The following is a 23,236-nucleotide window of genomic DNA, read 5'->3' on the forward strand; positions in this document are numbered from 1 at the left end:
CAGGTCTCGTTGCAGCAAAAATTAGATGGATACATCCAAGCGGAAGTAGATCGGCGCTTCGCGCTCGGTCAGGGCATCCGGGCGTTCCAGGGAATGGGCGAAGGTGACGCTGGCGTTCAGGTGTTCACCACGGGCGAACAACTCCAGCGAATTGCTCGACATGCGCCCGTGCTCGTCGCCGTTGTAGCGATTACCGCGAATCACGCCCTGGTCATAACCGAGGCTGGTGCCGTATTCAGCGAACACCGGGCGCATCCACTCCAGTGTCACCGGACGACTCCAGCGCAAGTCGTTGCGCCAGTAGCCGCCGCTGTCGCCGGACAGCGTCTGGTCCTTGTAACCGCGAACCGACGACAGGCCGCCCAGGCTCATGCGCTGCGGGCTGAACAGCACGTCCTCGCTGCGCTGGCCGGTCATCAGGCTGCTGAAGCTGAAGGACTCGCCACCCAGCTCAAAGGGTTGCAGGTAGCTGAGGGTGGCGGTGTATTTGCGATGGCGTGCATCCGGCAGCCCAGGCCCCGGCTCGTGATCGCCCTGGGCATCGAGGGCGCCGAGACCTTGTTGCAGGCCCAGGTCGAGGTTGACGAAGGCATTGCCAATCCGCCGTCCATGGTTGATGCCGAACTGCGCCTCGCTGATGCGATTGCTGCTCTCGGCGAGCTTGCTGTCTTCAATGAAGTTGTTGGTACGCAGGTACGCCAGGCCCGTGTTGAGGGAGGTCTTGCTCACCGCGTCGCGATGGACCACCCGTTCCAGGCGCACCTGGTGGTTCTGGCTGTCGCCGCTCTGCTTGAAGTTGAAGCCGTTGGCCTGGCCCACGGCGCGGTACTCGCTCTGGCTGTAGGTGTAGCTCAGGTTCCACCAGCCAAACGGCAGGTTGTAATAGAGCATGCCGTTGCGCGAGGTTTTCTGGTGATCGCTGATGGCATCGTGGCCGCCGCGCAAGGCCAGTTGGTCAGCCAGGCCCAGGGGACTGTCCCAGTCCAGGGAGGCGCCCCATTGCTGCTCGCCGGTGCTTTTCTGCCCATCGTTATGCCGTGAAAGGCCGGCGCGCCAAGGTTTTTGCGGGGTGTTATTGACCCGCACTTCGCTGCCGCCGATGTTCTGCCCCGGCGTCAGTTCCATTTGTGCACGGTTGGACGGCAAGCGATTCAGTTGATCGACCATCTGTTCCATCTCACGCAGGTTGAGCAGTTCGCCGGTTTTGCCGGGAAACGCCATCGCCAACTCGCGCTCCGACAGCTTACTGTTCTCGGCACCTTTCAATCCTTCCAGGCGCCCCTCGACCACCAGCACTTGCAGGTGACCGCTGGACAGGTCCTGTTGCGGCAAGTAGGCGCGACTGGTGACCAGGCCTTTTTCCAGGTAGTAATCGGTGATGACTTTGAGCAACTGGTTAAGCTGCGGCACGCCCAGGCACTGGTTGAGAAAGGGCTTGAGCAGGCGCTGGCGCTCGCTTTCGGAGAGGGCGTCGGCGCCCTTGAGCTCTATGGTCTTGATCGGGAAACAACGGGTATCGACAGGTGCCGTGGGCTGGGCCGGCTTCGCCTCCTTGCCAGGCAGGTCCTTGAGTTCTTCAAGACGTCGGCGCTGCTCTTCGAGCAGCCGGTCCTGACGCTCACGGATCAGGTCCGTATCGCCGGGGGTTGGCGCGGCGACGGCAATGTTCATCGCTAGAAAACACAGCGAAGCGACGACTAGCCTCGTCCCTAAGGCAAATACGGACATGTTCGATCCCTCGATACAGAAATGACAGCAGGCATGCACAGCCATGCGCGCACACCAGACCCTGCATATCGCCTTCGGTTCAAGAGAGCGGAAACTTTCTACGCAAAAAAGAGACGCGTCTCACAGTCAGCGTCGACAATCACAGGGGAAAAAGACTTCTGTAAGGCACGAGCAGGTTCGCAACACTGTTCATTTAAAGCAGTGAAAATCCGTGGTGAGGGAGCTTGCTCCCGCTCGGTTGCGCAGCGACCGCAACATTGTGGGGCCCCTTCGCGGCCCAGCGGGAGCAAGCTCCCTCGCCACGGGTTCATCACTTTCTTAAGTGAATGGCTTCGACCTTGGTACGCACAGTGATGCTTTTATCGGTTGACCGTTCCCATCATCTGCCTCACCGCTTGGCCTCGTTAAAAGATTGACCCTATCGAGCGTTAATACTGCGCCTATTAGCTATCTGGCAAAGGGGAACTAGCCTGAATTCAGGCTGGTGCAATCCGGCCGGTGAAACCTGACAAAGAGATACGAAGCGCTCAGAAACGTATTGGGCTTGCCGTGGGCCATTGCACGGGCAACTAGCGCACGTAGCCGTGTCGCCACACACGATCAGTTGAGCGAACTGTGAGCCCTGCGCCCTGTGTCATTTATTTCGCCTGTCGCTATCCGAAGCCCGGCCGGGCTGGATAGCTGGATGAATACGACCAAAGGTAGCTTCCCATGGCAAACGAATCGAAATGCCCGTTCAATCACGCCGCTGGCGGTGGCACGACGAACCGCGACTGGTGGCCGAACCAACTGAATCTGAAGATCCTGCACCAGCATTCCTCGCTGTCCGACCCCATGGGCGAGGATTTCAACTATGCCCAAGCGTTCAAGCGCCTGGACTTCCAGGCCTTGAAACAAGACCTCAATGCGCTGATGACCCACTCGCAAGACTGGTGGCCGGCGGACTTCGGCCACTATGGGCCGCTGTTTGTCCGCATGGCCTGGCACAGTGCAGGCACCTACCGCACCGGTGACGGACGCGGTGGGGCGGGTTCCGGCCAGCAGCGGTTTGCGCCGCTCAACAGCTGGCCCGACAACGTCAGCCTCGACAAGGCACGCCGGCTGCTGTGGCCGATCAAGCAGAAGTATGGTCGCAACATTTCCTGGGCCGACCTGATCGTCCTCACCGGTAACGTCGCGCTGGAGTCCATGGGCTTCAAGACCTTCGGTTTTTCCGGTGGCCGCGCCGATGTCTGGGAGCCGGATGAAGACGTCTACTGGGGTTCCGAAAACAAATGGCTGGGGGGCGATGTTCGCTACGGCAAGCCCGACAAAGCCGCCATGCAGGATCCCGGCGAAGGCCAATTGGTCGCCGAGCCTGGCAACGAAGAAAGCCGCACTGACGACGGACGCAATCTGGAGAACCCGCTGGCCGCCGTGCAGATGGGGCTGATCTACGTCAACCCGGAGGGCCCCGAGGGCCAGCCGGACCCGGTCGCCGCCGGGCTGGACATCCGCGAAACCTTCGGCCGCATGGCGATGAACGACGAAGAAACCGTGGCACTGATTGCTGGCGGCCACGCCTTCGGCAAGACCCACGGCGCGGGACCTGCGGACAATGTCGGTGCCGAGCCCGAAGCCGCCGGCCTGGAGCTGCAAGGCCTGGGCTGGAAGAGCACCTTCGGCACCGGCAAGGGCGCCGACACCATCACCAGTGGCCTGGAAGTCACCTGGACCACCACGCCCACCCGCTGGAGCAACAACTACCTGGAGAACCTGTTCGGCTTCGAGTGGGAACTGGCCAAGAGCCCGGCCGGCGCGCACCAATGGACGCCAAAAAACGGTGCGGGCGCGGGGATCATTCCCGATGCCCACGACCCGGCCAAACGGCGCAACCCAACGATGCTGACCACCGACCTGGCACTGCGCTTCGACCCGATCTACGAAAAAATCTCCCGGCGCTTCCTGGAAAACCCGGAGCAACTGTCCGACGCCTTTGCCCGCGCCTGGTTCAAGCTGATCCACCGCGACATGGGCCCGCTCTCACGCTACCTCGGCCCGGAACTGCCCAACGAAGAACTGCTATGGCAAGACCCTATTCCAGCGGTCAACCATCCGCTGGTCGACGACAGCGACGTCGCCGCCCTGAAAGGCAAGCTGTTGGCCTCGGGTCTCACGGTTTCACAGCTGGTGTCTACGGCATGGGCCGCGGCTTCCACGTTCCGCGGCTCCGACAAACGCGGCGGCGCCAATGGAGGCCGCCTACGCCTGGCCCCGCAGAAGGATTGGCCAGTCAACCAGCCTGAGCAACTGGCCCAAGTGCTGGCGATCCTCGACAAGGTCCGGAGCGCGTTCAACGCCGCTCAATCCGACGGAAAGAAAATCTCCCTGGCGGACCTGATCGTGCTGGCCGGCAGCGCCGGTATTGAACAGGCGGCGAAAAATGCCGGGCTCAGCGTGACGGTTCCGTTCGCACCGGGGCGCATGGACGCGAGCCAGGAGCAGACGGACGTCGAGTCGTTCGGTTTTCTCGAGCCCATCGCCGATGGTTTTCGCAACTACCTCAAGGGGCGGTACCGCGTGTCTGCCGAGGCGCTGCTGATCGACAAGGCACAACTGCTGACCATCAGTGCCCCGCAGATGACGGCGCTGATCGGCGGTCTGCGGGTACTCGATACTAACGTCGGCCATACGGCGCACGGTGTCTTTACCCAACGGCCAGGGACGTTGAGCAATGACTTTTTCGTCAACCTGCTGGACATGGGGGTGGAATGGAAACCACTCTCCGACACCCAGGAAACCTTTGAGGCCCGCGACCGCAAGACCGGCCAGGTCAAATGGACCGGCACCCGTGTCGACCTGGTCTTCGGCTCCAACGCCCAGCTACGGGCCTTGGCCGAAGTCTATGCCAGCGCGGATGCGCAAGAGCAGTTCGTCAACGACTTCATCGCGGCGTGGGTCAAGGTGATGAACCTGGATCGGTTTGATCTCAGGTGAAAAGTGTCCGAGGACATGGGGTCGTGCAAGGCGCCGGCCCCATGAACTTTTCTTCACCCCACGCCCCCGCGTGATTCGGTAAAGTCGCCTCGCTCATTCAAGAAACTAAGGTTTTAGCCCGCGCTCCCAGCGGGCTTTTTTTTGCCTGGCGTTCAGGCTGACGAAGGGCGTTGCCCGACACCGGTTGTTCCAAGGCCGCTCGCCCATAAAACAGCAACGCCATCAGCCAACAGCTCAACCAGACAAAGATCCCCGCCCAGAAGGTGTGGGACATGTAGTGCCAGCCCTGTACGACTCGCGTCGTGCCATAGACAAACCCCAAGGCCAGCGCCCCATACATCACGGCTTTGGAGTGCCGCCAGCGGTAGCGCCGGGCGATGAAATACAGCGCCAACATCGTGAAGCCGCCGGATGCATGACCGCCGGGCCAGCAGCGACCGTCGCCGGCGACCTTCAGCAGGTCGAAATTCTGGAACCATTCCCTGTGCTCGATCTTGCCGGCGTATTGGGTGGTTTCCACCGGGCAATACACGCTGGTGTGGCCCTTGAGGTAATGGATGACGCCGGTGCTGAGGGAAAAGGCGAAGACCACATAGAGAAAATCGCGACGGTGCCTGTGGGCAAAACGCAGCGGTTTGGTCAACCTGGCCTTGTCCAGCACACGAAGCACTGCGGGGTGTTTCTCCGGCTTGAACAACGGCCAGATAAACGACAGCAGGGCACCGCAAATCGCCGCCTCGCCCGTCCAATCCGGAATGCCCCTCGCCCACTTGTGGGTGATTTGCTCGAACAGGCGCTCGTGCTGCAACGCAAAGACCTGGTGCAAGGGGTCGTAGAAAAGATCGCTGATGGCGATGTCGATACGGGTCAGGTCGAACAGCAGGAACACCACGGCGGCACAGGCCAGGGGAATTCCGAGGTTGAGCCCGTAGAAACGGGCGCGAGCAGACGTCAGCATGAGCGGTCCTGATCGAGAGAAAAATTACTGGAATGTCACCGAGCGCCAATCGGAGGCTTCGATAAAACCGAGCAATCGTGGTGCTTGTGGCTGGGCGCTGGAAACGAACAACGAAGCCCCATAGCCGAACGAGGAAGTCGGGCGCTGGAGCGCGGTTTCCATCGCCTGCATGCATTCGCTGTGGGTGACCAGGATCAGGTTGCGCCCGGCCACCTTGTGGGCCAAGGCGTTGCGCAGCAGATCATGTCGGCAGTTGAACAGCCAATCGTCACCGGCACTCACCTTGTTGAACATGTACCCCGCCGTCTGCGCCGTGCGCACCCGTGGGCTGTTGTAGAGGTCGACGTTGTCCAGGCCCAGTTGTTCGAAGCGGGCACCGAGGCCCACCGCAACGGCGCGGGCGCGGTCGGTGATGCCTTCGCGGTCATTCAGGCACGTAGCCTTGGAGTGGTCGCAGCGCTCGACATGGCGCACCAGCACAATCATCTCGCCCTTGGCCCAGCCCTCGGCCAAGGCCCGGGCGCCAGCGACGTTGCCATGGGCCAGGTCCGGCACCGCCGCCGGGCTGAGTAGCCAGAAGACCAGCGGGATGACCAGCAGCGCCGATGCCAGCACGACCATCGTGTTTTGGTAACGGGCGAAGCGACTCGTATCGATCGAGCGCGTCAGGCCGAAAAAACTCAGTCTCAGTTCCACATCAAGCCGCCCCGACGGCATCCACCCAGTGATTCGATGGCGCGACAGTAGAGAGGCCGACGTAGGCAGGCAGTGAAAGCGATGTGAAAAAAAACTTGGTGGGAGCAAAGCTTGCTCACGAAACAGACACCTCGATTCTGTGGCAGAGCGCATCGCCTTCATCGCGGGCAAGCCTTGCTCCCACAGATACTCGGAAAAAAACTTTCAGATCCAGGACCAGCGGCCGATACAGGCCTGCACACGTTTTTGCTGGCTCTTAACAACAACAATCTTCCAGCGTACCGACGATCAAGCAGCACAACGTTCCTGGAGGAATTGATGAACAGCTGGTTTGGCAACATTAGCGTCAACATGAAATTGGGCCTGGGCTTTGGCCTGGTGCTGGTACTGACCTGCCTGCTGGCCCTGACCAGTTGGACCAGCCTCGGCGGGCTGATCGATCGCAGTAACTGGATGAGCGACATCACCCAGCTCAACGCCGGCCTGACCAAGCTGCGCGTCGTTCGCCTGCAATACATGCTGGCCAACGGTGACGAGACCGTCGCACAAAATGTGCAGACCACCCTCGATGGTTTCGTGGCGCAACAGAACGCCTTGCTCAGCAGCTTCAAGAGCCCGGCAAACGTCAAGCTGCTCAAGGAGCAGAGCGCAGTCATCGGCGCCTATCAGGTGTCCCTGAATAAAATGCGCAGCGCCTACCGCACCGGCAACAGCGCCCGCGATGTCATGGGCACCAACGCCGAGGTCGCCCACAAGCTGATCGAGACCATCGATGCCGACGTGCGCCAGATGGCCCTCAGCGATGAACGTTTCGCCCAGTTCCAGGCCATCACCGAGGCCAAGCAGGCCTTCATGCTGGCCCGCTATGAAGTGCGCGGCTACACCGCCAACAGCAACGCCGACACTGAACGCAAGGCCGTCGCCCAACTGGACGCCGCCATCGCTTCGCTCAAGCCATTGAATGAACTTTTCTCCAGCACCCGCCAGGATGAACTGCGCCAGCTGGAAAACGCCCTGACCCAATACCGCAGCGCTGTGCAGGCTTTCAAGCTGGCCACCGCCGATGTGGTACAGGCACGCAAGGAGATGACCGACCAGGGCGCGACCATCGTGGCCCTGAGCGAGCAGCTGTACCAGATCCAACTCGACCGCCGCGACGCAGAAAGCGCCGAGGCCCGCACCCTGCAATTGATCAGCACCCTCCTGGCGCTGCTGGTCGGTGTCATCGCAGCCGTGATCATCACGCGTCAGATTACCGGCCCACTGCGCGAAACCCTGGCCGTGGTCGAACGCATTGCCAGCGGCGACCTGTCGCAGAACGTTATCGTCACCCGCCGCGACGAACTGGGTGTGCTGCAACAAGGCATCGCCCGCATGGGCGTGACCCTGCGTGACCTGATCAGCGGCATCCGCGACGGCGTGACCCAGATCGCCAGCGCCGCCGAAGAACTCTCCGCCGTGACCGAGCAGACCAGCGCCGGGGTCAACAGCCAGAAAGTCGAGACCGACCAGGTCGCGACCGCCATGCACGAGATGACCGCTACCGTCCAGGAAGTGGCGCGCAACGCCGAGGAAGCCTCCCAGGCCGCGGCCGCCGCCGACGGTGAAGCCCGCGCCGGCGATCAGGTGGTCAGCGAAGCCATCGCCCAGATCGAGCGCCTGGCCAGCGAGGTGGTGCGCTCTACCGATGCGATGACCGTGTTGCAACAGGAAAGCGACAAAATCGGCGCGGTGATGGACGTGATCAAGGCCGTGGCCGAACAGACCAACCTGCTGGCGCTCAACGCCGCCATCGAAGCCGCCCGCGCCGGTGAAGCAGGCCGTGGCTTCGCGGTCGTCGCCGACGAAGTCCGTGGCCTGGCCCAGCGCACGCAGAAATCCACCGAGGAAATCGAAGGCCTGGTGGCCGGCCTGCAGAACGGCACCCAGCAAGTGGCTGCGGTGATGAACAACAGCCGCAACCTCACCGACAGCAGCGTGGCGCTGACCCGCAAGGCCGGTGTGTCACTGGAGAACATCACCCGCACGGTGTCGAACATCCAGTCGATGAACCAGCAGATCGCGGCCGCCGCCGAGCAGCAAAGCGCCGTGGCTGAAGAGATCAGCCGCAGCATCATCAACGTGCGCGACGTCTCCGAACAGACCGCCGCCGCCAGCGAAGAGACCGCTGCTTCCAGTGTGGAACTGGCGCGGTTGGGCAATCAGTTGCAGATGATGGTGAGCCACTTCCGGGTCTAACACCCTACGCACTGTGGGAGCGGGCTTGCTCGCGAAAGCGGTGGGTCAGTCAACTTCAATGCTGGCTGCCCCACCGCCTTCGCGAGCAAGCCCGCTCCCACAGGGTTTGCATCAGCGCAGCCCACAAATCGCTCTTTCGTACAAATCTCCCGCCCCCGGTCCTACCGCCTTTTTTTGCCCGCTCCTGTACGGTTTTCGCTTGGACAAGCACATTCCGTTCGCACAGGAGATGGCAATACATGGACGTAAGCAACAACTTACTGTTGCATAGGCTCGTTGGCTCCCACGACGGTGAGGACGCCACAAAAACCGCTTTGAAAACCGCCCTGGAACAAATGGGCGTGACATCGGTGTTCGACATTGTGCGCATGACCAAGGCGCAGTTCGTCCAGGAAGTCGCCAGGTACTGCGATGCGAATGCCGAGCAGGCCTACGACAACGCGCAGAGCCATGCCCGAAGGATCAGTCGCTTGTACCTGGAGCATCAACTCTCCTCCAGCGACGCCAAGCCCCGTGTCCGACGCAGCCTGGATTCAGACCCAACATCAGAGCCGATCAGCTATCAAGGGCTGTTCCAGGAAAACTGGGATCAATTCTGCAAGGACGGTGACATCGCCGCGATCGACTCGCCCGTGGCCTACCTGCGTGCACTGTACCTGTTCGCCAGGCGGCTGGAAGGCAGCTCCACGGATGGCCGCAAGATATCCCTGGCATCACGTCGAGCGGATCTCGACATACTGATGCTCGATCCACAGAGTGCCTTGGTTCCACGCCCCATGCTCAACATTGTCAACGACACGTTGCGCAGCCATATCGAGGCCAGTCTCGATAAGGGGACGACAGTCCATCAGGCATTGGCCAGCGCGCACTATCCCTTTTCATTGCCCTATGACCTTCACCATCATCAATGCCTGCTTGGGTTGGGCTCAGGCAAACCAACCTTGGGCGAAGTGGATTACCGGATCAGTCTCAAGCTTCCGTTTTGCCAGGACGGCTCAACGTACGGGGAAGTTTCGCAATCACGTATCGAAGCTCAAAAACTGCTTTCAGGGCTCAGTCCGCAGCAGCAGAAAATCTTGCTCGCACCGCTCGCTTCGCAAACCGACTTCGAAGTCCTGGAAATATCCTACGGCACTGAAGAAGTTGGGCGCCTGGGCGAACTCGAATTCTTCAAGGAACGCACCGGGCTTACGACGGAACAGGTCGAGCAACTACTGGGGCATGGCCGGTACAGCCCTCATGTCTCGTCCAACAGCCCGCCCTCGACTCGTAGCCGCCAGGACGCTACTTACATCAATGGCCCCTACCCGTCCCCGGCCCTACAGCTTGAAACCCAAATGACCCGACAAGGGTTCAGTCACAAGTCCTTCGAACGTTTCGACCGCATGCAGCGAATGATCCGCCTGCAGCAATGGACGGGTATTTCCTTTGCCGAACTGGATACTTTGCTCATCAATATCATGTATTCGGAAGGCAACACCGCGATGACACTCAGCGCCAATACCTTGCGAGCGCTTGGGGTCTATCAGTACATGACGCGGCGCCATGGCATCACAGCAGACGAGTTTGCCTCGCTCATCAGCGAAATGCCGACTCGCGCTAGCGCAGAGCGTGTTTCGTTGTTTGACCAGGTATTCAATCGCACCCGCCTGCTCGAAAGCCCTGCGTGGGAAGGGCAGGCGACGGATCTCAAAACCACCGACCTAAAGATGCTCAGCTATCTCGGCGCGGGCCTGGGACTTGCCATCACTGAAGATGCGTTGTTGCTGCTTGTGAAACAGACTGAAAAATACCTGCCATTGAAACAGGATTTGCCGACGATCTCCTCGCTCTACCGTCAGGCCCGTATCGCACGGATGTTCGGACTATCGCCTCTTGAGTGCACGGAACTGGCTCGGTTACTCGGTGGGGATAAGTTCTGTCGGGCGTTGGTGACGGGGGCACTGGACACTACGTCCCCCGACATTCTCGACGTACTGATGGCGATGGATTGGGCAGTGGACTGGCTCAAGCAAAACCATCTCGATGTGCTGGCGTGGTGTCGCCTGTTCGACACTTCCCGAGATGACTTACCGTTGAATCAAAATCTGCAAAACCGACTGGCCGCGCTTCGAGAGCACGCCAAGCTCACCAGAGACGACCAACGCCTGGTAGAAACACTGCTGCACGATAGCGATGACTTGTCCGCCGAGTATTCCCCCTTCGTGATGAAAATGGCCGAGACGAATGCCGAGGAAATTGTCGAGGCCATCATCGCACCTGACGGCGAAGTCTCCCCGTTGCTGGCACGCGTGCTTCGCACCGCGCAAGCCTGCCAGAACTTACATCTGAGCAGCGGCACGCTACAGACATTGATGGACCACCCCACGTGGTTAGCCTCGAACAGTTCGGGAACGCTTAAACCCCAAACGTTGTATTTACTCGAACGGTTCAGTCATTGCGCAAGACATCAGGCGCAGTCAGAAGAAAACCTGTTGCATTACTTCCAACTCGCCAATCAAGACCTGTCACAACATTCAGCGGAGACAGCCAACGGACTGTTGGCCCACCTGCTGGGCTGGAACGTTGAGCAAGTGAGTTGCCTGACAGCCCAACTGCCTTCAGGACGCGCCACCACCATGCAAGATGTGGATTGGGTCATGCGCTGCCAGGCGTGTTGCATGAGTACTGGCCTGTCGGCAAGCCTGCTGCTCAAGACCGCCGCACTCAATAACGACAGCCTGGTGCAGGACTGGAAAATAGTCGGTGAAGGCCTGATCGCTGCGAGCCATTGAAGTGCACATTTTTTATTCAAGGATTGAATATGACCGTTGCCATGAAAAAGCAGCTGGATGAAAGCCTGCGCGATGCGCAGTTGGCGTTCTACCTACACAAGATCGCGCCGGGCAAAAGCTTGCCAGGAACAGTGCGACTCAAGACTGCCCGAGACCTTTATGAATACTGGCTGCTGGACGTGCTGGTCAGTCAGGATGTGCCCACCACGCCTGTGGCCTGCGCCATTGCCAGCCTTCAGCAATACATCAATCGCATCCTGATGAATATGGAGCCTGGCTACGACCAGGCAAACATCACGCCCGAGCAGATGCAAACGTGGCGCAACGAGATGCATCAATATCCCGTTTGGGCGGCTCATCAAAAGCTGCTCTATTTCCCTGCAAGTTACCTGGACCCTGTCCTGAGAAATAACAAGAGCGACAATTTCCAGCAGTTGGAAAACGAGCTCAACCAGAACCGGATCCAGACCGACGCGGTTCAATCGGCGGTCATGGCCTACCTGACCCGATTCGAAGAAATCGCCAACCTGAATATTCTCAATGGCTACATCGACGGCGAAGACTTTGCCAACAGCAACTACTATTTCATCGCCAAGTCACGTACCGAAAATACCTATTTCTGGCGCTCGCTGAACATGACGCAACGGCCGCTGAACGGCACGCCAGCGCAGCCCCCTGCCATCGCCCACAAACTGGATCAGCCGGATCCGTATGCCTGGTCGGATTGGGAAAAAGCCGATGTGCCGATTCCCGATAGCGCCGTCGAACACTCTATTCGTCCGGTGTGGTTCAACAATCGTCTGTTCGTCGTGTGGGCCGAATGCATCCATCAGGACCCGTCGGCCTCCAGCGCTCCTTCGAGCGCAGGAGCCATGGCCCCCCGGGTGAATCATCCGCTACTGCGGTTAAGCTATTGCTTCAAAAAACAGGATGGCATTTGGAGTACTCCAAGAGTTGCCCTGCAAGGATATTGTGACGACGACGCGGTTCGCGTGAAGGATCAGACGGCGATCCAACAATCGATATGTACCGTTGCGGTGCAGCACCGCGTGAGTTCGCAAGCGTTACTCTATCTAGCGATAAGCGTTCGACGATCAACAATCGACTCGGCACCGGCATCGTCCAGTCCTTACAGTTTCATCAAAACAATTTACATCGACAAAAACCTAGCTCTCGCGTCTGCCAGCGTAACAAGCATCAAACAATCGCAGACCCAACGCCCTGCCCTAGACCTTGACTACACCTTCATCGAACCTGGTAGACAGAACATACAAACATGTATGTCTTTACTGAATATCGAGCGTAATGCGACCCCCTCTCCAAAAAACATCAGCCATCAACTTTCGGTTCTCGATGAGCATCTTAATGGAGACATTTTCAAACCTATCGACGCGGCACCCAAGCTATTGATTAATGCCGACGATGAGGCTTTTCCGCTTGCTGTGGGTGACATCCACTTTACGTTTTCCGATTATCTTGAGTTCGTTTTACCTTCCCTTGGCGAAAGCTCGCCTTCCTCTTATATAAAACTTAGCGCCGGATCCATACTTCATGCTAAATGTGTAATAAATGAAAGTTGCACACTGCAAATCGGCGAACTATCCGACGTCATTAGAGACGATGAAAAAACCCCAGGCTTCTCGACGAACTCCGTAGTTGCTAGCGGTAGTAGAAGCCTGGCTGGAAAATTTATCTCAATGCCAGCGGTACGCTACTTGATCAAGCTTTATAAAAATCGTCCCCTGCATACGTCTAACACCGCTGCCGGACAAATCCACATATCATTTGAGTATCCTAATTCTTATAATGTCGAGGGCCCAACTGAGTTCACATGCAAAATAGATGAGCTGCACCGAAAGTACATAATAATGCGCCACCCCATCTCATTAGAGGCAAATTCGTTAACCTATGACAAACTAACACTGGTGACTGAGTCCGACTTGAAGGAGGCCTTGCCCAGCCAGTTTGACTACCCCTTGCGAATTGAGGATGTTAATTGGAACTGCGAGACTTTGTTTTATGGGGTTGCGCTGGCTCGCCCTAGCGAACCGGAAAAAACAATTTACTTCGCCCTCAAAGAAATCAGACTTACCCTGGTTCCACAGCGCTTCGCCCCGCCAAAGATCGCCGCCCTATCGACGCCCGACCTGGGAACCACCCAATTCATCGACTTTGCCACTTCTGACATCAGGAACAGCGACAGCAAAAGCCAAAAGCGCCAACCGATCAGGCTAAACACCGTGTTCGCCCCGGAATTGATCCAGCGTACCGAAAACAGCCTGGATGAACTGTTCGACACTACGACCCAACACCTGGCAGAACCCGCCATTGCAGACGACATCGTCAACAGGATGGACTTCCACGGCTCTTACGGTCGTTACTTCACCGAACTGTTCCTCTACTTGCCCTGGCTGGTCGCTCATCGCTTGAACGTCGAACAACGCTACGACGAGGCCGAACGCTGGTTGCGCCGCGTCTTCGATCCAAGTCGCGGCAAAGAAGACTGCTGGAGGGCCCTTCCGTTAATCGATAGCAGCACGCCTTCGTATGCCGACCAGGCGCCCCACGACCCTCATCAGATCGCGCTCAGTCATCCAGCTCACTTTCGCAAGGCGCTCTACTTCCTGTACCTCGACATCCTGATCAATCGAGGCGACGCAGCGTACCGCGAACTGACCCCTGACGGCCTCAGTGAGGCAAAGCTGTGGTACGTGCGGGTGCTGGATCTGTTAGGGCCACGCCCGACCGTTCAATCGGTCGATCATTGGGCGAGCATCAGCCTGCAAACGCTGAGCGAAGCGAGCAGCGAGAAATTGCGTGAATTTGAACGATCGGTGCCACACTCCCAGGCCTCATCGCCGGTCCGTGAGGGCGCTTCGCACGCGTCCTTGCCAACCATCGATAGCCCGCATCTACGTCTGCCGTTCCACCCGCAGTTGCTCCAGTGCTGGGACATTGCAGAAAGCCGCCTGCATAACTTGCGACACAACCTCGACATTGCCGGCAAACCGCTGCATCTGCCGATATTTGCAGCGCCGCTGGATCCTCGCGTGTTACTCAGTTCCGGGGTCTTGAATACTTCGGACAATACGGTTCGCGGGGGGCCGCCCACCGCGATCCCGCACTATCGATTCTCGCTCATGCATCAACAGGCATTGAGTGCCGTGGAAAGCCTCAACCAATTTGGCGCCGTGCTGCTGTCGCTGATCGAGCGCAAGGAACAGGCGCAGTTGCAAGAGCTACAGCAGCAGCAAGCCTGGAACCTGGCGAAAATCTCGGTCGACCTGCAACGCCAGGCCTTGAATATCGATCGTCAGAACCGCCAGGCGCTGCTCGCAAGCCAGGCAATTGCTCAAAACCGCGTAACCCACTACAAAAAACTGTTGGACGATAGTCTAAGTGGCAAGGAAATGGCCGTCAGTGGGCTCTCCATATCCAGCGGTTCGTTTGAGGCTGCTGCTTTGGCCTTCCAAGTGGCGGCGGGGGGGCTCATGCTGGCGCCAAACATCGCGGGCCTCAGTTTTGGCGGCAGCCGTTGGGAGGGGCCGGCACTCGCGGCCTCCGCGGCAGCCCATAGCGCCGCGATCATAAACCGCACGATAGCGGCCGACCTTGACCGCCAAGCCATATTCGATCGCCGCCGGGAAGATTGGCAACACACCCATGACCAATCACAGCTCGAGCTGGCCCAGATTGACGCACAACTGGCGCAATTCACCGAGCAGGAAACCGCCACTCGCCTGCAACTGCGCCAGGCCGAATCAACCCTGAGCCAAACCAAGACTAATTACGACTTTCTCAGTAAGCGCTTTACCAGAGCTCAGCTGTATCAATGGCTGAACAGCCAGTTTGCCGCCCTCTATCGCCAGGCCTACGACACCACGCTCTCCCTGTGTTTGGCCGCAGAGCAATGTTGGCAATACGAAATTGGTGATCTCGATGCGCGATTCATCCAACCCGGAGCATGGAATACCACCTATCGAGGACTTGGCGCAGGCGAGCAATTGAAACTCAGCCTGTTGAACATGCAGGCCGAATATCTGCGCCGTAACCAGCGAGAGCTGGAGATTCGCAAGACGATTTCACTGCGCCAATTGAAAGACCAGACCAAGACTAAAACGATCAACAAGCCATGGCTGGAAATGCATGCCGAACTGAAGAAAGGCCAATGCGAATTCGAGCTGTCCCAAGAGCTGTTCGAGAGTGATTACAAAGAACAGAAGCACTACCTGCGGCGGATCAAAACCATCAGCGTTTCCTTACCGACCGTTGTGGGTCCTTACGAAAACATCCGCGCCATACTGACCCAGACCTCTAGCAAAGTGTTTACGTCCGCTAATGACACTGGACGCCTCATGGAGGGCCGGCGCGCTAACCAACAGATCGCCCTTTCCACAGGCGTCGACGACAACGGCCTGTTCACTTTGAACTTCAACGATGAACGTTACCTGCCGTTTGAATACACCGGCGCGGTCTCCCAATGGCAACTGACGTTCCCGAACCCCGAAGCGCAAAAAGACCTGCTCGACTCACTCACCGACGTCATCGTGCATGTGAGCTACACGGCCAGGGTCGGCGGAGGTGTGTCATGAATGAACAAACCGCACTGCCGATTAACGCGCCGTCGCTGCCCAAGGGGGGCGGCGCCATCCAGAGTATCGGCAAAGGGTGGGGCGAAGTCGGCGCCCACGGCACGGCTTGTTATGAGATGGCGCTACCGATTTCGCCCGGGCGTGGCTTTGCTCCGTCCTTGTCCTTGAGCTACAGCAGCTCGGCCGGCAACGGTGTATTCGGCACCGGCTGGGGATTGTCGTTGCCCAGCGTGGCGCGGCGCACCAGCAAGGGCGTGCCGACCTATAACGACGATGACGAAATCGTCGGCCCCAGCGGCGTGGTCTGGTTGCCCGAACATGGCATCAGTCCAACTCAAGTCAATCGCTACAACGACCTGGACCTGGGCACGACCTACACAGTAACGCGTCACCTGCCAAGAATCGAAAGCAGCTTCGACCGGATTGAACATTGGTCGTCGGATGGGGATACACCGGGTTTCTGGCTCGTGCACGAGGCCGATGGCAGTCTGCATGTCTACGGAAAAAATCCCGAGTCGCGACGAACAGATCCAAAAGACGCAAGCCGAGTAGGTGAGTGGCTGTTGGAGGAAAGCCTGAATACGCGTGGAGAGCACATTCAATATGTGTACGCGGGAAATGGCGGAGCCCAACGCTATTTGAGCCATGTGCGCTACGGCAATGTGAAGGCCAACGCCGAACTTTACGCTTGGAAAACAGATCCACCGAAGCCGGACCAATGGCACTTCGAGTTGGTGTTCGACTACGGTGAGCGAAGCACCGAATACAAGACAAAACCACGCTATGAAGCACTGCAATCGCAAAAACGTAGCGATGCGTTTTCCATCTTTGCCTACGGTTTCGAACTACGTACCGATCGCCTATGTCGCCAGGTATTGATGTTTCATCGCTTCCCCGAGTTGAGCGCCGATCCTGTTCTCGTACGGCGTGTGTTGCTTGAGTACCGCGAGACCTCCCTGGGATATAACCTCCTGAGTGCAGCGCACGACCAAGCGTTCGGCGACGAAGCAGCGCCTCAAAGTCGTCCTCCCATGGAATTTCGCTACAGCGAGTTCAACGGCCTGACCGATGTGGGCGCCTGGAAGCGTTTTGAGGGCGTGCCAGGGCTCGACGGCGAACAGGGTTTTCAACTGGTGGATTTGTACGGTGAAGGGTTGCCCGGCGTGCTCCATCGACGCGCGGCAGGCTGGTATTACCGTGAACCCATGCGCGCTAAAGCCAAGACTGATGAAGTGGCTTACGGTCAGTGGCAAGAGCTGCCCAAGACGCCTGTCACCGACACAGCGAAAACGCTGCGCCAAACATTGAGTGACCTCACAGGCGACGGCCGCCTGGACTGGATCATTGCCCAACCGGGGCTCAGCGGTTTCTTTTCGCTCGGAGCGGATCGCAAGTGGTCGAACTTCGCGACCTTCCAGGCGTTTCCTAGCGAATTCTTCAGTCCGAAAGGGAATCTGGCCGACCTGATGGGTGAAGGCCTCAACGACCTCGCCCTGATAGGCCCACGCAGCGTTCGCTTGTATGCCAACCAGCGCGAGAATGGTTTCGCCACGGCGCGGGAAGTTCCTCGCGACGACGATGACGATGCCCTGCCGGTATTCAACGGGTCACCTTCCGAGCTGGTGGCGTTCAGTGATCTACTCGGCAGTGGCCAGCAACACCTGGTGCGCATTCGCCACAACGAGGTGAAGTGCTGGCCGAACCTGGGCCACGGGCGATTCGGCAAAGGCATCGTGTTGGATTTTCCGGGCCTCGCCTACCTTACCTTCGATGCCTCGCGCATCCGTCTCGCGGACCTGGATGGTTCCGGTGCCGCCGACCTGATCTATCTGCAAGCGGATCGAGCACTGATCTTCATGAACCGCTGCGGCAATGGCTTCGCTCCCGCGATTACGCTGCCGTGGCCAACCGGCCTGCGCTACGACAACCTATGCCAGGTGAGCATCGTCGACCTGCTAGGGCTGGGTTGCTCCAGCCTCGTGCTGAGCATGCCGCATCTGACCCCGGCGCAACATTGGCGCTACGATTTTGTCGAGGAAAAGCCATATCTGCTCACCGGCACCCACAACAACATGGGCGCCGCAACCCGCATCGCTTATCGCAGCTCGGCCCAGGAGTGGCTGGATGAGAAAGCGGCAAGGGTCATGGCCAAAGAGTCCCTCACCTGCCATGTACCGTTGCCCCTGCACCTGGTGTCGCGCCAGGTCCAGCGGGATGAGATCACCGGTAATCGCCTGACGCAGCGGTTTTCCTATCGCCAAGGTTATTACGATGGCGTCGAACGGGAGTTCCGCGGCTTCGGCTTGCTGATACAAACCGACAATGAAACCTATCCCAACGATGCCGATTCGCCAGGTTTCACAGAGCCTTGCTTGAAAAAAAGCTGGTTTCATACCGGCCAGGCATTGGACATGGACCGACGCGACTATCACGGTGCCGATTCGCAAGCCAAGGCGTTAAGTAAAGCGTTACTGTGCCGATACAAAGATGAAGAAAATGCCGACGCATTGGTTGACGCGCCGGACGAAGCGACCACGCTTGAGATGTGCCGCGCCCTGAGCGGTCATTTACTGCGCAGCGAGACATACGCAGGGAGCGATCCCAAGACGCTGTACTCGGTTCAGGAAAATCGTTATCGGGTTCGCCTGCAACAGCCCCCCCAAGGCCCGCGGCGCTATGCTTCCCTGTTGCCACTGCTGCTGGAATCCATCAGCTACCAATACGAAGGCCAGAGCGACGATCCACAATGCCAGCACCTGATCAATTTGCAGCATGACCCGTACGGTGCGGTCACACACAGCGTGAACGTCCACTACGCCCGACGCAAAACGGCTGATGATGCCGCACCATTCAGCGACCCGGACCAGCAACAATGGTGGCAGGACGCTCATGACCCCGCGCAACAGTTCTACTACCTGACGCAAACTCGCGCCGAATTCATCAACCTGCAAGCACCTCAAGGATGGCGCCTGGGTTTGCCTTATCACCAGCGGACCAACGCGTTGAAACTATCCAAGACACCTGATGACGGAGGGCGGGCATCGAAGGATATTACTTATGAGAGACTTATCGAATGCGTCAGGAAACGAAGCTGGGCTGCCCAGGCCGTTCTCACCGGTCTGTCCGTAACACGCTACAAAAAGACATCTGCCAACGAAACACTGCCGGACGGCAACGCCAGCTTCGAAGCCCTGGTCGACCATCTGGAAACCGCCGAGCTGGACGAAACCGCCCTACAAGCCTTCCATCTAGAACCGCCCGTATCTCAACCCGACGACAAAATGCTCACGGAGATTGGCTATCAATCCATGGCTGAGTTCCTGGCCACAGCCAGACCAGTTGGCAAGCTCTGGTCAGTCAAAAGTGGCTTCGCGACCTACGCCGGCTTGGAAGGTTTCTACAAAACCAAGACCGTGCAGTCGAGCAACAGCCACGGCGTGACCAAGATCAGCTACGACCCATACACTTGCTTTGTGACCGGGTTCGAACTGCCCGATGGCTGCACGACCAAGGCGCAATACGATTACCGTAGTCTCCTGCCCCAATGGGTCAAAGACCCCAACGGTAACGTGCAGGAATGCCTTGCCGATGCCTTCGGCCAGATACTGGCCAGTACCTTTTACGGCGACGAGAACAACAACCCCGTTGGTTTCAAACCGATCGCGGCGTTCAAGCATTCGCCTAAAAGCCCGGCAGAAGCGATCACGCTGAGCAAGGACGCGTTGCTGGACGCCGCCACCGCTATCTATTACGCGCCATTCAGTTGGATGGGAAACCTATCGGCGGCAGCGCTGAAAGACACCGACTGGCTAGCGCGATGTGTGGCCAAAGGCGACGTACTACCAACCGGGCAAATCCGCGCTTCGGCTCGCGCGCGGCTGTCGAAACTCAAGGTACTTTCTGCCGACGATAAAAAACTGAAACACGAAATTCGTACTTCGAAACGTGAGCCGATCCACATCGCCACACTCGTTGCCGATCGTTACCCCGATGACGACCAGAAACAAATCCGCATCGCCATGACGTGCTTCGATGGCTTTGGTCGCCTGCTGCAAAATAAGCAGCGAGTCGAACCAGGCATCGCTTACATCGTGGATGCCAAGGGCGAACTGACACTCAACGAGGACGGCAAACCGCTGGAACAGATCACCGCAACGCGCTGGCGCGTCAGCGAACGGGTGGAATACAACAGCAAGGGCTTGGCGATCCGGGTTTACCGTCCCTATTTTGCTGACCAGCATCGCTATATCAACGACAAATCCTTTCGGCAGTCCGGCCATTGCGACCAGCAGTTCTACGACGCATTGGGCCGCCCTACCCACACCCGTCTCGCCAAACAGAATGGTCTTAGCTGGATGCGCCGACAGACCCGTCATCCGTGGTACACCGTGGACGAGGATGAAAACGACACGCTGGAAGAAGTCATGGCCGAACATGCCCCGACAGCTGGAGGTGAGGCATGAGCGCACGCCTTCATCGCAAGACGCCCTCCATCAACGCCGTCGATGGCCGCGGCCTGCCGGTGCGCCAGGTCGCTTACTGCCGAGGCAAGGAAGGCGAAAAACCCCAGATGCGCGCCAGCCGGCAAGAGTACGACGTCGCCGGGCGGCTGATTACCCAGCGCGACCCTCGGCTTGCCAACGCAACTGACGCCAATCTTGCGACTGTCTACAGCCTGTCCGGCAAACCATTGCGAGTAAACAGCGTCGACGCCGGATGGCACCTGAACTTGCCCGGCGACGCCGGACAGATTTTGCGCAGTTGGGATCAGCGAGGAAACCACTGGCAATCGACTTACGACAACCAACTGAGACTGATCACAGTCGAGGAGCAAGCTGCGGGAAAAGAGCTGCGTAAAGTCGAGTGCTTGAGCTATGGCGACAGCTCGCAGGAATCGGCGGCGCTCAATCAATGCGGCGCGCTCATTCGCCACGACGACAGCGCGGGCACGTTGATCGTCGACGAATATGCGTTATGCGGTAAACCGCTTGGCCAGACAAGGCACATGCTGATCGAGGCTGCACAACCTGACTGGCCAACCGACTTGAACGATCGTGGTGGTCTTCTCGAAAAGGGCGAAGGCTACAAAACGAGTTGGTCCTATGACGCACTGGGACACATCATCCAGCAGACCGATGCCGCTCGACACGAACAGCACTACACCTTCGATGTCGCGGGCCAACTCAAATCCGCGAGCCTGAAAATAAAAGGCACCGAGGCTAAAAAAACGATCGTCGAGAACCTCGTCTACAACGCATTCGGCCAAGTCGAATCGCAAACCGCCGGCAATGGTGTAACGAGTCGCGCGATGTTCGATCCAGCCAGCGGGCGACTTATGTCGCTCAGCGCATCGATGCCTGGCAAAACCTTGCAAGAACTCCACTACACCTACGACGCCGTGGGGAACGTGTTGCAAATTACCGACAACGTCCAACCGGAGCGTTTCAACAGCAATCAACGGGTAAAACCCGTCAGCACCTTCACTTACGACAGCCTCTACCAATTGACCAGCGCCACGGGGCGTGAGGCCGCCGGATTGACCGCGCCCCCCGGTCTTCCGGGCACCGGTACGATTTCATTCGACCCTACGCAACTGTTCAACTTTACCGAGCAATACACCTACGACGACGGCGGCAACCTGACCGAGCTGCGTCATGTTCGCGACGGGAATAACTACACCCGCACATTGAACGTGGCCGCCGCCAGCAATCGCCTCATGTCTTGGAGCCAGGGCGACGACGCAACCCAAACAACGATGGACTTCGATGACAACGGCAACCTGCAGGCCCTATGCCCAGGCCAGCCATTGAAGTGGAGTAGCCGCAACCAACTAGATTGCGTGGTGCTGGTCAAGCGTGAAAACCGTGCCGACGACACCGAGCACTATGCCTACGACAGTAGCGGTCAACGCGTGCGCAAGATCAAGACAACCCATGCCGCTGCAATGATCCGCACTGAGGAAGTCCGCTACTTGCCGGGGCTCGAAATCCGCACTCGTCATAACGAACGCCTGGAGGTTATCACCCTGCAAGCCGGACGCTGCAGCGTGCGTTACCTGCATTGGACCGAAGGCCGACCGTCCAGGATCGCGGCCAATCAACTGCGCTATAGCCTTGATGACCACCTGGGCTCCAGCTCACTGGAACTCGACGACAAGGCCGACCTGATTAGCCAGGAAAGTTACCTGCCCTATGGAGGAACCGCTTGGGTGGCATCCCGTTCGGCCGTGGAAGCCGATTACCGGACCATTCGTTACTCCGGCAAGGAACGCGATGCCAGCGGGTTGTACTACTACGGACACCGGTATTACGCGCCGTGGTTGCAACGTTGGATCAGTCCCGACCCGGCGGGGGCGGTTGATGGGTTGAACTTGTATTGTATGGTGGGGAATAACCCGGTGAGGTTTGTCGATCACCAGGGGTTGATACTCACTGATGCTCAGGGAAAGGAAATCGACCCTGTCGAATGGACGAAACAGGATGGGGAGGAACGCTCAAAAAAAATGATGAAGCCACCATCTCCAGCGAAGAAGGGCAAACAAGGCCCTGAAGAAGACCCCGATGCCAGCCCCGGCTTTAGCAAGACAAAACGCGACAACGTTATTGTTGTTCACTCCTATGGCGTTATTGAAGATTACGCGGGCGACAACCATGTGGCCATCATGGAGCATTACAATCTTCCCAAGCCAAAGCCCAACGAAAAAGGCGCACCGGGATATCGCGGGGTGGACCCGCATTATGATGGCACCGCTACCAGCGAGGATTTCCAACTGAATTTCGGAAGCTACCAAATCAGCAATACGGCTGATTACATGGAAAACTTGGCCCAAAAATACCGAGACAGGAAAAACGACCCACACTATCAGTTTCAAGTAGATGCCGATGCACTGAGGCTCGACCCAACGCTAAGCAGAACAAAGGACGACCTGTACGAACTTCAACAGCCAACCCGAGAATTTATCGAAAGACATATCGAGGCTTCCAATGGAATCATTCCAATACTAACTGGAGGACCAGGGGCTCATGGGGAAGTTGGAGCGCTGAACACCGTTATTGCTCTCTATCCGGGGAAGCGTGAAAGAATGCTTGCGGATACGACTCTGTACACCCAAAAATTACAGAACGTGACGCAACCGGAGCCATTTATCGCCTGTTTCAATTGCAGCGGAATCATTCCATCAAACGTTAGTATCCCAACAGGCCGCCAACTGAGGACGCCACGTTTATATAATGTCCACGTAGCGTCGATCAATGAGTATCGTCAGTAAAGCTCAG

General features: G+C 58.2%; 9 protein-coding genes and 1 pseudogene. 7 read left to right on the top strand and 3 right to left on the bottom strand.

Annotated features, from left to right (window positions below; all coding sequences use genetic code 11):
- Nucleotides 1-21: 21 nt before the first annotated feature.
- Complete coding sequence (locus tag J3P88_RS26495) at nt 22-1,728, bottom strand: ShlB/FhaC/HecB family hemolysin secretion/activation protein (RefSeq protein WP_434572517.1); 1,707 nt, start codon at nt 1,726-1,728, stop codon at nt 22-24.
- 711 nt (nt 1,729-2,439) lie between these two features.
- Here J3P88_RS26495 and katG point away from each other — a divergent pair.
- Nucleotides 2,440-4,704 carry a catalase/peroxidase HPI gene (gene katG, locus J3P88_RS26500; RefSeq protein ID WP_434572519.1) on the top strand — a complete coding sequence of 755 codons (2,265 nt, stop codon included), beginning with the start codon at nt 2,440-2,442 and terminating at the stop codon, nt 4,702-4,704.
- Between the two features lie 97 nt (nt 4,705-4,801).
- Here the strand turns inward: katG and J3P88_RS26505 are convergent, their stop codons facing one another.
- On the bottom strand, nt 4,802-5,662 hold the full coding sequence (locus tag J3P88_RS26505) for a phosphatase PAP2 family protein (protein ID WP_434572521.1): 861 nt from the start codon (nt 5,660-5,662) through the stop codon (nt 4,802-4,804).
- Between the two features lie 24 nt (nt 5,663-5,686).
- Nucleotides 5,687-6,379, bottom strand: a complete 693-nt coding sequence (locus J3P88_RS26510; protein ID WP_434572523.1) for a histidine phosphatase family protein — start codon at nt 6,377-6,379, stop codon at nt 5,687-5,689.
- A 432-nt stretch (nt 6,380-6,811) separates the two neighbouring features.
- On the opposite strand from J3P88_RS26510, the pseudogene J3P88_RS26515 reads away from it, so the two are divergent.
- From J3P88_RS26515 to J3P88_RS26540, 6 genes and pseudogenes are all read left to right on the top strand, one after another.
- Nucleotides 6,812-7,690, top strand: a pseudogene (locus tag J3P88_RS26515) (methyl-accepting chemotaxis protein); the annotation flags it as partial.
- A 201-nt stretch (nt 7,691-7,891) separates the two neighbouring features.
- Complete coding sequence (locus J3P88_RS26520) at nt 7,892-8,596, top strand: methyl-accepting chemotaxis protein (RefSeq protein ID WP_434576621.1); 705 nt, start codon at nt 7,892-7,894, stop codon at nt 8,594-8,596.
- Between the two features lie 239 nt (nt 8,597-8,835).
- A complete protein-coding gene (locus J3P88_RS26525) occupies nt 8,836-11,370 on the top strand; it encodes a Tc toxin subunit A (RefSeq protein WP_434572525.1) in 2,535 nt (844 codons plus the stop codon).
- Nucleotides 11,371-11,399: 29 nt separating this feature from the next.
- Nucleotides 11,400-15,962: a neuraminidase-like domain-containing protein gene (locus tag J3P88_RS26530; RefSeq protein ID WP_434572527.1), complete on the top strand. Its 4,563-nt coding sequence runs from the start codon at nt 11,400-11,402 to the stop codon at nt 15,960-15,962.
- Complete coding sequence (locus J3P88_RS26535; RefSeq protein WP_434572529.1) at nt 15,959-20,425, top strand: SpvB/TcaC N-terminal domain-containing protein; 4,467 nt, start codon at nt 15,959-15,961, stop codon at nt 20,423-20,425. The genes J3P88_RS26530 and J3P88_RS26535 overlap by 4 nt, the downstream gene beginning before the upstream one ends.
- On the top strand, nt 20,422-23,229 hold the full coding sequence (locus tag J3P88_RS26540) for an RHS repeat-associated core domain-containing protein (RefSeq protein WP_434572531.1): 2,808 nt from the start codon (nt 20,422-20,424) through the stop codon (nt 23,227-23,229). Before J3P88_RS26535 ends, J3P88_RS26540 begins: the two co-directional genes overlap by 4 nt.
- The last annotated feature ends 7 nt before the right edge of the window (nt 23,230-23,236 follow it).

It is taken from the genome of Pseudomonas sp. Z3-6, from assembly GCF_051131985.1.
GTDB classification, from domain to species: Bacteria; Pseudomonadota; Gammaproteobacteria; order Pseudomonadales; family Pseudomonadaceae; genus Aquipseudomonas; species Aquipseudomonas zanjanensis.

Bases quoted from the DNA above. Each gene is read 5' to 3' on its own strand.
- J3P88_RS26495 (WP_434572517.1), bottom strand. From the start codon at position 1,728: ATGTCCGTATTTGCCTTAGGGACGAGGCTAGTCGTCGCTTCGCTGTGT.
- katG (WP_434572519.1), top strand. From the start codon at position 2,440: ATGGCAAACGAATCGAAATGCCCGTTCAATCACGCCGCTGGCGGTGGC.
- J3P88_RS26505 (WP_434572521.1), bottom strand. From the start codon at position 5,662: ATGCTGACGTCTGCTCGCGCCCGTTTCTACGGGCTCAACCTCGGAATT.
- J3P88_RS26510 (WP_434572523.1), bottom strand. From the start codon at position 6,379: ATGCCGTCGGGGCGGCTTGATGTGGAACTGAGACTGAGTTTTTTCGGC.
- J3P88_RS26520 (WP_434576621.1), top strand. From the start codon at position 7,892: ATGACCGCTACCGTCCAGGAAGTGGCGCGCAACGCCGAGGAAGCCTCC.
- J3P88_RS26525 (WP_434572525.1), top strand. From the start codon at position 8,836: ATGGACGTAAGCAACAACTTACTGTTGCATAGGCTCGTTGGCTCCCAC.
- J3P88_RS26530 (WP_434572527.1), top strand. From the start codon at position 11,400: ATGACCGTTGCCATGAAAAAGCAGCTGGATGAAAGCCTGCGCGATGCG.
- J3P88_RS26535 (WP_434572529.1), top strand. From the start codon at position 15,959: ATGAATGAACAAACCGCACTGCCGATTAACGCGCCGTCGCTGCCCAAG.
- J3P88_RS26540 (WP_434572531.1), top strand. From the start codon at position 20,422: ATGAGCGCACGCCTTCATCGCAAGACGCCCTCCATCAACGCCGTCGAT.